The following is a 14,439-nucleotide window of genomic DNA, read 5'->3' as shown; positions in this document are numbered from 1 at the left end:
ACTGATATTGTAAAAAATATCAGATTATGATAGAATCTACCTGAAAGCAGGGAGGTAGAGATATGTTGAAAAAAATACAAGATTATCTTAAGAATATAGCTGAATACAATATAGAGGAAAGATATTACTATAAGAGGGTCAGGCCTGAGTTTCTTACCCACGATGAGATATGTTATCACATTGAATCGGTGGTAGCACTGGATATCCACTATGGATCTAGAGTTAAGGAGTTTATCTTCTATGAGGAGAACCTAAGGGAGACTATTGGAGAGGAGCTGGAGGTTGATCTGGATGATTTTATCGACTTTGATACTATGGATCCTGCCTATAAAAAGGCAGTAGTTCAGATGAAGGATACCATCAATCAATTAAAATAAAACCTATTAAAAAAGAATGGCATGAGCCATTCTTTTTTTAATTTTCTATGTAGTTGGAGAAGCCCGAAGACATAATTACCTTATCCTCTGCATCTACTATATATACATCCAGCTCCTCCCTCTCCTCTACATACTCAAAGACATCCTCTATATCCATTAGAAAGAAAGCCGTAGAGTAAAGGTCCCCTAATAGGGCATCCCCACATATAACAGCTACCAGTTTCCTGTCCTCTACAGGGTATCCTGTATGGGGATCCAGTATGTGGTGGTACCTCTTCCCCTCTATCTCCACAAATGTCTGGTAGTCTCCAGAGATTCCCATGGCCTGTCCGTCAAGCTTTACAATATCAAGGATCTCCCTTGAGTTATTGGGGTCCTGTATACCTATCCTCCAAGGCCCCTCTGCTTTAGGCCCCAGAGTTTCCATACTGGATATAGTTGTAATAAAGGCGCTCTCCACACCAGCTTCCTCTATAGCCACCTTGGCTCTTGCTGTGGCATATCCCTTTAAAAAGGCTCCTGTGTCTATCTCCTCTAAAGGCTCCTTAAGGGATATCCTCCTTCCCTCTATCTCTACAAGGTTAAAGTCTATCTTACCTATGGCTTCCTCTATCTCCACCTCTGTTGGCATCTTTGGATTCTCCTCACCAAATCCCCAGAGCTGAATAAGGGGTTCCACAGTTATATCAAACTTTCCGTCCGTCAGTTCATAGATCCTTCTAACCTCCTCAAAGAGCATTAGCCCCTCATCGTCTAACTCCACTCCCCTCTGGGGATCGTTATTCAACTGATCTATTATACTTCCCTCCCAGTGGGAGTTAAACTTCTTGTCTATCCTCGCCATCTCGTCAAAGGCAGCTTCCATGGCGTCCCTGGCCTCTCTGGCGTCCTCATGAAATACTGTGATACTTATATATGTTCCAAAGAGAAACCTTTCATCCTTAAACTCCTGCTTCCCCTTGCCTCTGCAACCTGTGAGTATAATCCCCACCATTAAAAACAATACTATCCTCTTAATCATCTAAACATCTCCTTTTCAAGCAATCTATTCATTGTATATCTTTCCTGAGGGACCTACAACTTACAACTATCTAATATACTTTAAGATCTGCTTAAAAGAAGTGTGACGCTCCACACCTTCTGAATCTTATACAATGGATTTTTATTCATGACAATAATCTATAATTTTATACTTTCCTTAACAATAAAAAGCAACGTGACGTTGCATCCTGATAATCAATTGGAATACCGATTACACCATGAAAGCCTTTAATAAAAGCTATACTTTCCTTAATAATAGAAATACCTGCCTCAGAGGCAGGTATCTCTTAATATTCTATAAGTATTCTCGTTGGGAGGGCATCCAGTCCCTCTATCTTTGTGGGAAGACAGTAAACCTTAAATCCCCTTTGAGGGACCTTATCCAAGTTGCACAGGTTTTCTATGGCATATTTTTCTGCCCTTCCCAGAAGCCTGTCGATAGTTCCGTGGTTTCTTCCTCTTCCAAGCCCCAAGGCATCTATGCCTACCATATTGATATCCATGGAGGCCAATCTCTCAGCAAGGGCTACAGAGATCTCCGGATGCTCATTATACCTTTCATCCATGAGATATTTGTCCCAGTTTGTCTGAAAGAACACATACTCTCCCCCCTCTATAATAGAGAGATCTACATCCTCTACCTCCACCGGACGATCTGTAATATGAGAGATATCAAACTTCACTCCCCTTCCTATTAACCTTTCCAGAGGAAGCTCTACCCCTACACCCATTACATCTATATGGGTTCCCATATTGTGGGTAGCCACACTGTACTCGATAGTGGTATATTCCGATCTCTCTCCCCTGTTACACACTGCCTCCCTCACATCCAGAGCCGGCGATCCCGCTCTATAAACCTTTCCTATCTTTGTTTCCTGAGTTATATCTACTAACATCCTTCTTCTCCCTTCAGCTGGAGTCCTTCCCTCCACTGGGTGTAATCTCTCGTCTCCTTCAATACCTTCTTCAGTGTAAGCTCCCAGAAGTAGAAGGTGGCTGCAGTATTATAGGGAGAGTATCCCTCTGTGAGCTCTAGGTACCTCTTCTCTGTAATATCCCTCTCTCCAAAGAGCCACTCCACTCCTCTTCTTAGGGCCAAGTCCCCATAGCTCCTTATATCCTCTCGTCCCATTGTAAATATGAGAAACATCTTTACCGACCAGGGACCTATCCCCTTGATTCTGGTATATACAGCTGAGATCTCTTCATCTGACATCTGGTAAAGCTTATCTCTCTCCATTAACCTGGGGTCTTCCAGGACCGCCCTGGCAAGGTTCTTTATATAGGATACCTTGGACTTAGAAAGACCACACTCCCTCATCTCCTCCTCCTGAGCATCTACTATACTTTCTGGAGTTGCACACCTGTACCTCTCCATCCACCTTCTCCATATGGCGTTCCCCGCTGCAAAGGATACCTGCTGGTAGATGATGTTGTAGACCATCCCCATAAAGGGATCTGTTACTATCTCCCTCTCCTCTATCTCCCCAAGGTGCTCTACAACAGCAGCCATCCTCTCACACCTCTTCAGGTGCTCTATAGCTTCCTCAGATAGCTTAAATAGTTCCTTCATCCCTATCTCTCCTCTCATTATCTAACCCTATTCTATCATCTCCCTCCCTATTTATCCAACACTATGATCCCTCTCCACTTTCCCTTTTTCTCCTTTAAATAAATTTCCCTTGATTGAGGGACTGCTTTTCTATTACAATACTACTAAAACTACAGGAGGATGAGGGATTGAGACTGAGAGTAGATGAATGCAAAAAAAGTAAGAAGGCCTATGAAATAAAAGTGAATTATATAGGGGGAGAGGCCTACTATCCAGACGGTAAGGGGGGACAGCTGGGAGACAGGGGAAGTATCGGTGACGCCCAGGTGATAGAGGTAAGGAAGGATTCCATTATAGTGGACAGGGAACTTTCCCTGGAGGAGTATGAGTATTCCATAAACAGGGATAGACAAGTGGATATAGCAGTGCAGCACACCGGGGAACACCTCTTTTCAGGGATCGCCTTCAGGGACTACGGATTAAAGAATGTGGGATTCAGAATGGCTGAGGAGTATACCACTGTGGATCTGGATTCAGCAGATATCTCCCTGGAGATGATTGAGGCCATGGAGAGAGAGGTTAACAGATCTATCAGAGAGGGAATAGATGTAGCCGACTTTACCATTAGCCGTGGGGAAGCTGAGAAGAGGGAGGAGCTCCGTAAGGAGATCTCCGATAAGATTGTGGGGGATATCAGGTTTATAGAGATCTCTGGAGTGGATGTATGTGCCTGCGGAGGTTTCCATGTGGAGAACACTAGGGAGATCCAGCTCTTTAAGTTCATTAACTGGGAGAAGGTAAAGGGGAACTATACAAGGTTCTACTTCCTCTGCGGAGAGAGGGCCATAGAGGACTATAAAAGAAAGAACACCATCATCAAGGAAGCAAACAGACTCTTCAGCTCCAAGGATCATGAGATCCTGGGATTCATTGAAAACACTTTAAAAGATAAAAAGGAGACTGAATCCAAACTGAAGAACCTCTCTATCCAGTATGCAGAGCTTCTGTCCAAGGATCTCATGAGGGAGGCTGCGGAAGTAGAGGATAAAAAGGTCATCTTCTATCCGGAGAACGACAGTGTAGCAAACTCCCTCAGCAGATTTATAGATGATGAGAGCTGCATCCTTATCTTTGGAGGAGAGGGACAGTACACCCTTATCTCCAAGCTCATCGACTGTAAGGAGTTCATAGGCACTCTTAGAGATAGGTTCAATATAAAGGGAGGAGGAAACCAGATCCGTGGAAGTTTCAAGGGAGATCTAGGCTCAGAGGATATCATCTCCACACTGGCAGAATTCCTTAAATAGTTGTAAGTTTTTTGCAATTATGATACTATATACCTTGTATGACTTCACAGAAAAAGGGTTTCTTATCCCTTTTGAATAACCTTAACTACTGAGTTGAGGTCGTGTGGTATTTATTAGGAGGTAATAATGGAAAATCAGATAAATCTATTAAATCTTAACCTGAAGGAACTGGAAGAACTTCTGGTTTCAATGGGAATGAAGAAGTTTAATGCCAAGCAGGTATTTAGCTGGCTTCACGAGAAGCAGATTAGAGACATAAACGATATGACAAATATATCAAAGAAGGACAGGGAGAAGCTTATGGAAAAGACATATATCCCATTCCTTAACCTACTAAAGCACCAGGTTTCAAAGAAAGACGGTACTGAAAAATTCCTCTTTGGACTGGCTGATGGAAATTCAATAGAGACTGTTCTTCTTAAGCATAGAGATAGAAATACTCTATGTATCTCATCTCAGGTTGGATGTGCCCTAAAGTGTGATTTCTGTGCCACAGGAATCGATGGCTTCCAGAGAAACCTAAATGTAAATGAGATAATCAACCAGGTATACACTGTACACAGAAGACTTCTTAAAAAGAATGAGGGAATCAACAACATCGTATTCATGGGTATGGGTGAGCCTATGCTGAATATCGACAATGTATTAAAGGCTGTGGATATTATCTCAGATGAGAAGGGACTGAATATCTCTAAGAGAAGAATAACTATCTCTACCTCTGGTATCGTTCCGGGAATCGAAAGACTTCTTGCTGAAAAATCTCAGGTTGAGCTGGCTATCTCCCTTCACGCTGTTACAGATGAGAAGAGATCATTTATCATGCCTATCAACAAGAGATACCCTCTAGAGGATCTATACAATACCCTTCAAAACTACCAGAAGGAAACTAAGAGAAGAATCTCATTTGAGTATATCCTTATCGATGATTTCAATATCACTCAAAGAGATGCTGATATCCTAGCTGATTTCATGCACTCATTTGATCACGTACTAAACCTTATCCCATACAACCCTGTGTCGGACAATATACATAAGAGACCAAGTGATGAGAAGATAAGAGCTTTCTTCGACTACCTACAGTCTGAAAGAAAGGTAAACGTAACCCTTAGAAGAGAGAAGGGAACAGATATCGATGGAGCATGTGGACAGCTTCGTCAGAAAAATACAAAGTAATTTAAAAGCCTTCCATATAGTTGGAAGGCTTTTTTTTTATCTATTTTTCAAACTTTCTCTTATACTCCTCTAACTTTTCCTGATCAATTATAGATATCATCTTATTCTCTCTGGATATTATTCCTGCATCGTCCAGGTTTTTTATAAGCCTCTGAAGGGTTCTCAGATTTATATTCAGCAGCTCTGCCAGCTCCTTTGTTGTAACCTTTACCTCATCATACATCTCCAGAACCTTTATGAGAAACTCCTCATCTGAATATATATTCTTAAAAAAGAGGTATCTGGAGTGTTTAAAGTTCTCTCTCACTATCATCTCTATAATCTTCTGCAGTAATTTTTCCTTCTGGGGAAACTCCATATCAAATATCCTTCCAAGGGGAAGCTTTGCTATTACCGAGTCCTCCTTGGCCAGAAGATCAGCTTCAAAGTTTGCTTTAGCCTCTTCCTCTATACTCCTAAAGAAGCATCTGTTTATTCCTCTAATTTCACCTGGAAATATATTTATGTAAAACTCTCCACCCTCTGGAGTATAGATTATATACTGTACACGTCCCTCTAAAAGGTATTGTGCAAAGAGCTTATCGGCTCTGTCACAGTATATATTTTCCCCCTTCTTCAGTTTAACTATCTCCATTATATCTTCAAATTCAGTTCCTATGAGCTCCTCCAGCTCTAGGTTCCTAAGTATTTCAGCCTTCGTCATACACCTCACCTCAAAAAAATAATATCATATGATTCATTCAGTTTACAAGCTCAACTTTTATTTTTTTTGCATTCCCCACATCCAATCGCTACAAACCTCTATATACCTTCTTTTCCATCCATTATAATAAACAAGTAATTATTAGAGATCTATACTACAACTATATTATCCTCTAAGGCATATCCTCCTTTTCTTTAAAATAAGACTACCCATCAATAGAGAACGTTTCAATCCACACTATCATTTACATTAAATCTTTCTTTTGATATAATATAACTTTAAGATAATTACAAGTGTTTTAAATAAATTTAGCGAGGTTTTTATTACTTATGAAAAAGAATATAGTTAATCATATAAAGTATCTTTTTTCAGGCTTTATATGTCTTATGCTGGCCTCCTATCTGGGTTCCCACATACTTCTTGTTGTTCCAGCCATAAATAGAGCACATATAGAAAGGCATAAGTCCAACGTAAAGAGACTTGTCTCATTAACTGCCCAGCAGTTTGACTACCATTTAATGAACTTACGGGACAATGCCCAATGGGATCTTCTCTATGAAATATTAGATCCTCCAACTCCTTCCAGGGAGGGACAACAAATCCTAGAGGATCTCTTTGATAAAAGCAGCTTAAGACACTACGGACTGGATTATATAGGTATATATAATAGAGATAAATCTGAACTTGCCAGCACCTCTACCTCAAAGGTAGATATAGAGAATATCTTCTTATCTAAGAATAAGAAGCACTTCTTTAGTATTCAGCCAAATGGGAAAAATCGTATTAAGATGGCTGCAGGCTACATTGAGCTCGATGGAAGGGCTTACACCTTTCTATCCCATATAATCTTAGATAATGCTGGAGAGGGCAAAGCCAATGGTTATCTCCTTTTCCTCAAAGCTATGGATACTGAATATATCTTTGATCTGGAGATAAAAAATAACCTTCTATTAAACCTCTACATCCCCCAGGGGGAGAGGGGAGAAAGGGTCAATGAAAAAATTCTGGAATCTACCAGAAAATCTGAGTATTACTCAGAATTACTGGGGGAACGAAAGAGGGCCTACTACGCCCCCTACTTTGAAAATCCCAAGAAACTTGCCTTTGCCATAGAGGTTATTGTAGAGGATGAGATCTCTCATGCCATAATGTTGAGTTTCTTCATTGGTATCCTTCCAATTCTTATCCTTGTTCTAATGATGGTCTTCATAAAGGATACGGTGGATAAAAAACTGGTAGATCCCATTATGGCTCTCCACAAGCATATTGAAGCCGTTAAGGATGAGAAGGCATATAAACTTTTAAAACATCCCAAGGTTGGAAATGAGGTGGATGAGGTTATCGGAGCTTTCAACAACCTCATGGTAGAGGTCAGTTTCCAGAGGGATGAGATAGAAAGTAAAAATGCTATTCTGGAAAACCTGGCATATGTAGATCACCTCACGGGCCTCTCCACAAGAAGGGTATTGGATGAAGAGTATGAGCTATTGTTTCAGAGGGCCATGGAGAAAAACGACACTCTCACCCTCATAATGATAGATGTGGACTACTTTAAGAGGTACAACGACTACTATGGTCACCTCAAGGGAGATACCATCCTTAAAAGTGTAGGTAGAATCCTTACCGATGTCTTCAGAAACCGTGCAGATCTTATAAGTAGATATGGAGGAGAGGAGTTTCTTCTAATCCTCTACGATATAAGTCTTACTAAAGCCATATCCCTCGTAGAAAGGTTCCAGGAGGAGCTCACTTGCAGAAATATTGAGCACAGTGCTTCTCCCCTTGGAAAAGTCACAACAAGTATTGGTATAAACAGCGGTAGGATATCTGGAGATATGAATTCCACAGCCTTCCTAGAGAAAGCTGATAGGCTTCTCTATAGAGCAAAGGAGGAGGGAAGAAATAGATTTAGTTATTAAAAGAGGTCAGGGATATTCTCTGACCTTTTATCTTATCTCTCTATAGGTTTCAAAAAACTCTTTTTCAGCTATCCTGTAAACTTCCGAGTAGTCCAGTGGAGAAACCAGATAGTCTCCTCTCTTAACTACCATCTTCTCCCCCCATGGGGCCATAAAGTAAAATTCATTCCCTGCCTCTAAGCTCTCTATAACTTCACCCTCTACTCTGACTCCTTTTATCCTTCCAACAGCTCTGTATACCTTCCACTCCCCGGCGATATCACCCTTGTACTCATACCTCTTGTGGAACTTATCTCTTTTTAATATATACATCTCCCTGGCACCTGTGGTATTTCTTACAATATAGTCTCCCTTCTTAGCTGTATTTCTTGTCTCCAGGCCATCTGAAGTTATAGTTTCTATTACCTCTCCCCCCTGAGCTTCCTTGGCCTCTACCTCCTTAAACTTTTCATAGGTCTTCCCCTCCTTCAAAAGGGGCATCATCCTCCCTAGGAGCTCCTCCTGGGAAAACTTGATATCCTCTGCAAAGACTAGAGCTGATACCATAACCATAATAACTAATAATAACTTTTTCATCTCTTCCTCCATAATCTACTTTAAATATTAATATATTTGAACCTTATCACCACTAACAATAACTCCATAAAAAAAGCAGGGATGACCCCTGCTCTCTCTGCTACTTCATACTTTCAAAGATAGCTCTTACATCCTTCTCTTCAAGCTTTACATAGTGCCCCAGGACACTATCCCTTGCAAAGGCCGCATGCATCACCTTATCTATATCCAGCTGATCGATTCCTTCATCCCTAGGAGTAAGAGGTGCCTCTATCCTCCTCAGGTACTTCCTGAACCTTTCTATCCCTTCCCTGGCTATAGCAAGGTCGCTCCCCTTATCCTCTACTTCAAAAATATTTACCGCCATCCGCTTTACCCTCTCTGGCTTCCTCTCCACCACATAATCCATCCAGTGGGGGAATACTATAGAGAGTCCCGCTCCGTGAGCTATATCATATACTGCACTGAGGGCATGCTCTATTCCGTGACTTGCCCAGTCTCCCCTCTTCACCTTACCTGCTATCTCCCCGTTAAGTCCCATATATGCATAGTACATATGTTCCTCCCGGTAGCTGTAGTTGTTTAGGTCTCCAAGAAGCTTAGGCCCCACTGCCATAGTATTTTTTATGAGTCTCTCTATCCGTTCCAGCATAAGGTCTGTAAGAACATCCTGGTCGCTCAGAGGGGTAAAGTACTGCTCCAGCAAATGGGCTATGGTATCCACAATACCATTTCTTGTATGGGACCGCGGCACACTCTTGGTATATCCAGGATCCATTATAGCAAACTTTGGATATACATTGGGATTTCCATGCCCCAGCTTCTCCTCCCTCTTCAGGTTGGTAAGTACAAATCCGCAGTTTGTTTCACTTCCAGTAGCTGCAAGGGTAAGAATAGTTCCTACACTTATGGCTCCCTCTAAATATCTAGGGTTTCTCATAAGGTCCCAGAAATCTATCTCCATATGACGGGATCTGAGGGCCACAGCTTTGGCAGCATCTATTACGCTACCTCCCCCTACAGCCAGGATGAGATCCACTCCCTCTGCTACGCATACCTCACTGGCAGCCAGCACACTTCTATATCTTGGGTTGGGTTCTATCCCTCCAAACTCCACAAAATCCTTCCCGGCTCCCTTTAAAACTTCAATTACTTCATCATAGAGACCGTTTCTTTTAATACTTCCCCCTCCGTAAAGGAGCATTACCTTTCTGTAATCCTTCAGCTCACCTTCCATATTTTTTATGGAACCCTGTCCGAAGTAAACCCTTGTTGGCAGATTAAGATTAAAATTCATAACTCCCCCCTATAACTCTAGTTGTCTTCTTCCTCTCCTATATATATCCTGTCACCCAGGAACTTAGGCTGTGTATTTAAGATACTTACATCCAAGCAGGCCTTTACCCTTGCCAGAACCTCTCTTCTTTTTATCCTGGTTTTATTTGGATTTTCAGCGTTGTAGGCCACTATATCTATACCAAATTTTTCACCTATATAGATAGCTCTTTCATTGTGAAACTTCTGAGAGATAACGGTAAACCTTTCCAGACCGAATACCTCCCTTGCTCTTACCACTGAATCCAGAGTTCTGAAACCTGCATAGTCCAGATATATCTTTTCCTCAGGCACCCCCAGTTTCACAAGGGATTTCTTCATCCTCATAGGCTCATTGTATTCAATAAGAGCATTGTCCCCACTGACTAGTAGGTAGTCCACCTTTCCTCTGAAGAAGAGGTCTCGGGCTGCCTTCATTCTGTTCTCATAGTACCTGTTTAGTCCTCCGCCCACTATATATTTACTGGTGCCAAGGACTACCCCCACTCTGTTATAGGGGAGGTTTTCAATATTATCATAGGTACGTCCCCTTGAGGCAGAGACAACCTCATAGTTGCAGTGCACTATAAACACTACTAAAGCAATAAATATACTGCTTAAAAACAAGATAATCTTCTTCATCCTTCCCCACTTTCAACACCTTTAATGTGTTTATCATCTTGTTTTATAATATCCTATTTTACACATCTATGCAATAAAAAATAGGTGTTGGGACCTCTCTGCTACAGGTTAAAGTCCGACTTTCCGCCAGTCTTTCTTATTAGCTTTATATCTCCTATTACCATCCTCTTATCGATAGCTTTACACATATCATATATAGTCAGACAGGCGATGGATACAGCTGTCAGGGCTTCCATCTCTATACCGGTCTTCCCTGTTGTTTTCACCTGAGCTTCCACCCATATCCTGTCCTCTCCCATCTCAAAACTTATATCTGCACCGTCTATAAGAATATTATGACACATAGGAATAAGGTCCCATGTCTTCTTAGATCCTATAATTCCTGCTACCTGAGCTACCGAAAGAACATCACCCTTCTTGATACCACCATTTTTTATGGTTTCCAAAGTAACCTCAGCCATCTGGATATATCCCCTGGCTACAGCTGTTCTCTTAGTTTCTCTCTTATCTCCCACATCTACCATACGGGCTCTTCCATTTTCATTAAAGTGTGTCAGTTCCATAATATTCTCCTCATCTCAGTACTACTTTTCTCGTTCTATTTTCCAAAACTACAGTTTGGATATCTGCATTCATCACAGCTCTGACACAGACCTCCGTGTCCATATGCTGCAATGTCCTCTGCTGTAAGCTTTTCCCCTGCAAGGATCCTTGGAAGGACAAGATCAAATACAGTTTTCTTACTGTACATAACACAGCCTGGTAATCCCATTACAGGAAGGTCCCCTATATATGAAAGTAGGAACATGGATCCTGGAAGTACCGGTGAACCGTAACCTACCAGATCTCCTCCCATCTCCATTATAGCCGTAGGGGTAAGATCATCTGGATCCACAGACATTCCTCCTGTAAATACCAGCATCTCTGCTCCCTTCTCCAGAAGTTTTCTTCCGGCCTCTGCTATCTTCTCCATATCATCAGGAACTATGATCTGCTCAACTACCTGGCACCCATACTCCTCTACCTTTCTCCTCACCACAGGTCCAAACTTATCAACTATCCTATTATAATATATTTCATTCCCTGTGGATACCACTCCAACCTTCATTTTTTTAAAGGGGAGTATATCTATTATCTTTTCTGGAGATATCCCCTGGGCCATCTCCATCTTCCTCTTCTTTATAATAAGAGGGATAACCCTTGCTCCTGCTACCATCTCTCCCCTCTTTACAGGAATGTTTTCAGGAAGGGTTGCAAAGGAAATCTCTCCCAGCATATTCAGCTTAAAGAGGTGTTCCCTGTCTATCTTCAAAAGTCCCTCTGCATCTGAGTAGAAGTTTATCTTCCCCTCCTTTATCTCGGTGCTCAGGGAAACATTTTCTCCCCTTCCAATATTTCCAAGGATATGAGCCGCATCATTTTCATGGAGTTCATCCTCCGTAATCTCAAATATATAGATGTGGTCCTTCCCCAGACTGAGGAGTTTTTCCACATCCTCCTCCCTTATTATATGCCCCTTTTTAAAGGCTCTTCCCTTAAACTTCCCTGGTACTATCTCTGTTATATCGTGACAAAGCACCTGTCCCACTGCATCAGCTGTATCTATCTTCTTCATTATTACGCTCCTAATGGTATTTTTTTATGCCTCTATTCCCTTTATCTCCCTCATGTGCTTACCGCTTCCCTCATTTTTCACCTTGAGAATCTCTGCCATTATTCCAAGGGCTATCTCCTTGGGTTCCCCTGTAGATATATCAAGACCAACAGGAGCATATACCCTATCAAGCTCCTCCCTCTGAACCCCCTTCTCCATGAGGATATCATAGCTCTTTCTTATCTTTCTGCTGCTTCCTATCATTCCCAGGTAGGCTATCTCTCTCCCTGCCACAGCCTCTATTGCTTCCCTGTCTCCGGCGTGGCCCTTAGTCACTACAACAACATAGGAGGACCTGTTTAACCTATATTTTTTTAGGTTTTCTCCTATATTTCCATGTATTATCTCATCTGCCAGGGGGAATCTTTCAGAGTTTGCATACTCCTCCCTGTCATCTAAAACTGCCACATGCATATTTAGAAACTTTCCCAGGGTATAGAGCTCTAGTCCAAGGTGTCCTCCACCTACAACAACAAGCTTCTCCCTCTCCTTAAAAACCTTTATATATGCTCTGACCTTCCCTCCGCACTCCATCTTAAGGGTTCCGTTTGGCCCCAGATCATACTCTATCTCCATGTTCCTGTTTTCATCCATGGCTTTTTTTGCTTCACAGATAAGCTGATACTCCAGGTTTCCTCCACCTACAGTCCCCATTATCTCTCCGCATTCAAGGACGGTCATCATATCTCCCGCCTTGCCGGGACTGGATCCCGATACCTCTACCAGGGTAACAAGGGCCACTCTTCTCCCCTCCTCTATATTCTGGGCCAGCTCCTTCATTAACTTCCCTTCCATCTAATCACTTCCTTATCCTTCGTTTTGTAGAGGGTGGTATCTCCATCTCCTCCCTGTATTTGGTTATGGTTCTTCTGGAGATCTTCACTCCAGCCTCTCCCATCACTCCTACCAGCTTCTCATCTGAATAGGGTTTATCCCTGTTTTCCTTTGCTATTATCTCCTGAAGCTTTTCCTTTATCTCCGACCTTGTAGCCCCTCCACCTAATCTTTCTTCCCCCTTAGGTGAAAATCTTTTAGCAAAGAGCTCCTTTACTCCAATGGTACTCCCCTCTATTCCTATATACCTCTCCTTTACAGCTCTTGACACTGTAGATGGGTGCAGCTCTAAGTTATAGGCTACTTCAGCCATGGTAAGGGGCTTTAACCTTCCCCCTAAGAAATAATTCCTCTGGAAATCAGCAACTTCCCTCACTACCCGTTCAAAGGTCTCTCTTCTTTTTTCTATACACTCTATTATTGCCTGAGCTCTCTCCCTGCACTTTTTAATATATCTTCCATAACGAGGATCATCTGATACCCTCTCAGCTTCCTCCATAAGCACCTTAGGGGTGGCATCTTCATTTATCTCTACCTCTATCCTATCCCCCTCTACCTTTATATAGGCATCTGGAGTTATCCCCCTTTCGCCTCTTTTCACACGGTATCCCCTTGAAGGAATAGGGTTTAACCCCCTTACTCTGGCAGCAGCTTCTTCAAGTTTTTTTATGGAGATACCCATTTGCCTGGCTATCTCTCCGGGGCTTCCATAGGCAAGCTCCTCCAGATAATCCTCCACAAGGGTCCTTTCATAGACCTCCTCCCCGTCAAGCTGCTGCAGGAGGCATTCCTTCAGGTTATCTGCCCCTACTCCTGAAGGTTCAAGGCTCCTTACAATTTCAAGGCCCCTGTCAAATTCCATCTGAATAAAGGGGTGCCTCACCCAGTGGCTCAGATACCCCCTGGAATCTACATTGTCTATAATATACTCACATATTCTTCTCATATGGGGAGTTATATCAAGCTCCCCCACCTGCTCATAGAGATAATCATAGAAGTCAGGCCCCTCATCTCTACATCCTTGATAGGGATCATATTCTTCATCTGAGTAACTTTTCCCCTTAGGGGTTCCTGTACCCCTCTCCACTCTGATAAAGATATTTTCCCTCTCCTCCCTTTTAAGGAGTTCAGCCAATTCTCCATTGGTCATCTGCAGTACCTTCAGCGAGAGTTTCATCCTCTGTGTGAGTATCAGCCGCTGTGATACATCTATCGATATGTCAAATCCTAATCCCATAAACTACCCCCTCTATATTCTAAACAAATCCGGGCTGTTTGTAAATTTTCATTTTTGAATAGGGGAGAAAAAATACAAGGATGGAGATAATAATTATTATCCCCACCCTCCTACCATTTCCATATATCAAT

15 protein-coding genes are annotated in these 14,439 nt (G+C 42.1%); 4 read left to right on the top strand and 11 right to left on the bottom strand.

Annotated elements, in window-relative coordinates; all coding sequences use genetic code 11:
• Nucleotides 1-62: 62 nt before the first annotated feature.
• A complete protein-coding gene (locus QMG11_RS00880; RefSeq protein WP_281832506.1) occupies nucleotides 63-377 on the top strand; it encodes a hypothetical protein in 315 nt (104 codons plus the stop codon).
• Nucleotides 378-414: 37 nt separating this feature from the next.
• Here the strand turns inward: QMG11_RS00880 and QMG11_RS00875 are convergent, their stop codons facing one another.
• The 3 genes from QMG11_RS00875 to QMG11_RS00865 all read right to left on the bottom strand — a co-directional run bounded on the left by QMG11_RS00875 (nucleotide 415) and on the right by QMG11_RS00865 (nucleotide 2,991).
• Nucleotides 415-1,398, bottom strand: coding sequence for an FAD:protein FMN transferase (locus tag QMG11_RS00875; protein WP_281832504.1), 984 nt, complete (start codon nucleotides 1,396-1,398; stop codon nucleotides 415-417).
• A gap of 307 nt (nucleotides 1,399-1,705) precedes the next feature.
• Entirely contained in the window at nucleotides 1,706-2,314 is a 609-nt protein-coding gene (locus QMG11_RS00870) for a cyclase family protein (RefSeq protein WP_281832502.1), read from the bottom strand.
• A complete protein-coding gene (locus QMG11_RS00865) occupies nucleotides 2,308-2,991 on the bottom strand; it encodes a DNA-3-methyladenine glycosylase family protein (RefSeq protein ID WP_281832499.1) in 684 nt (227 codons plus the stop codon). Before QMG11_RS00865 ends, QMG11_RS00870 begins: the two co-directional genes overlap by 7 nt.
• A gap of 167 nt (nucleotides 2,992-3,158) precedes the next feature.
• Here QMG11_RS00865 and QMG11_RS00860 point away from each other — a divergent pair, with 167 nt between their 5' ends.
• Entirely contained in the window at nucleotides 3,159-4,277 is a 1,119-nt protein-coding gene (locus QMG11_RS00860) for an alanyl-tRNA editing protein (protein ID WP_281832496.1), read from the top strand.
• 126 nt (nucleotides 4,278-4,403) lie between these two features.
• A complete protein-coding gene (gene rlmN / locus QMG11_RS00855) occupies nucleotides 4,404-5,450 on the top strand; it encodes a dual-specificity RNA methyltransferase RlmN (protein ID WP_281832493.1) in 1,047 nt (348 codons plus the stop codon).
• A 40-nt stretch (nucleotides 5,451-5,490) separates the two neighbouring features.
• On the opposite strand, the gene QMG11_RS00850 is transcribed toward rlmN, so the two are convergent.
• Complete coding sequence (locus QMG11_RS00850; RefSeq protein ID WP_281832490.1) at nucleotides 5,491-6,153, bottom strand: Crp/Fnr family transcriptional regulator; 663 nt, start codon at nucleotides 6,151-6,153, stop codon at nucleotides 5,491-5,493.
• Between the two features lie 329 nt (nucleotides 6,154-6,482).
• On the opposite strand from QMG11_RS00850, the gene QMG11_RS00845 reads away from it, so the two are divergent.
• Nucleotides 6,483-8,072, top strand: coding sequence for a sensor domain-containing diguanylate cyclase (locus QMG11_RS00845; RefSeq protein WP_281832465.1), 1,590 nt, complete (start codon nucleotides 6,483-6,485; stop codon nucleotides 8,070-8,072).
• 27 nt (nucleotides 8,073-8,099) lie between these two features.
• Here the strand turns inward: QMG11_RS00845 and QMG11_RS00840 are convergent, their stop codons facing one another.
• From QMG11_RS00840 to rpoN, 7 genes are all read right to left on the bottom strand, one after another.
• Nucleotides 8,100-8,648, bottom strand: coding sequence for a hypothetical protein (locus QMG11_RS00840; protein WP_281832462.1), 549 nt, complete (start codon nucleotides 8,646-8,648; stop codon nucleotides 8,100-8,102).
• Nucleotides 8,649-8,748: 100 nt separating this feature from the next.
• Nucleotides 8,749-9,924 (bottom strand): iron-containing alcohol dehydrogenase, encoded by a 1,176-nt coding sequence (locus QMG11_RS00835; RefSeq protein ID WP_281832460.1) that lies wholly within the window; start codon nucleotides 9,922-9,924, stop codon nucleotides 8,749-8,751.
• A gap of 17 nt (nucleotides 9,925-9,941) precedes the next feature.
• Nucleotides 9,942-10,583, bottom strand: a complete 642-nt coding sequence (locus QMG11_RS00830; RefSeq protein ID WP_281832458.1) for a SanA/YdcF family protein — start codon at nucleotides 10,581-10,583, stop codon at nucleotides 9,942-9,944.
• A gap of 101 nt (nucleotides 10,584-10,684) precedes the next feature.
• Entirely contained in the window at nucleotides 10,685-11,146 is a 462-nt protein-coding gene (moaC, locus tag QMG11_RS00825) for a cyclic pyranopterin monophosphate synthase MoaC (protein ID WP_281832456.1), read from the bottom strand.
• 35 nt (nucleotides 11,147-11,181) lie between these two features.
• On the bottom strand, nucleotides 11,182-12,198 hold the full coding sequence (locus tag QMG11_RS00820; protein WP_281832454.1) for a molybdopterin-binding protein: 1,017 nt from the start codon (nucleotides 12,196-12,198) through the stop codon (nucleotides 11,182-11,184).
• Between the two features lie 24 nt (nucleotides 12,199-12,222).
• Nucleotides 12,223-13,032 carry an XdhC family protein gene (locus tag QMG11_RS00815; RefSeq protein ID WP_281832452.1) on the bottom strand — a complete coding sequence of 270 codons (810 nt, stop codon included), beginning with the start codon at nucleotides 13,030-13,032 and terminating at the stop codon, nucleotides 12,223-12,225.
• A gap of 4 nt (nucleotides 13,033-13,036) precedes the next feature.
• Complete coding sequence (rpoN, locus tag QMG11_RS00810; RefSeq protein WP_281832449.1) at nucleotides 13,037-14,308, bottom strand: RNA polymerase factor sigma-54; 1,272 nt, start codon at nucleotides 14,306-14,308, stop codon at nucleotides 13,037-13,039.
• Nucleotides 14,309-14,439: the final 131 nt, after the last annotated feature.

Origin of the sequence: Propionigenium maris DSM 9537 (assembly GCF_027925155.1) — a bacterium.
Taxonomy (GTDB): domain Bacteria; phylum Fusobacteriota; class Fusobacteriia; order Fusobacteriales; family Fusobacteriaceae; genus Propionigenium; species Propionigenium maris.
The sequence above is the reverse complement of the archived record's forward strand: the minus strand, read 5'-3'. Positions and strand labels throughout refer to the sequence as shown.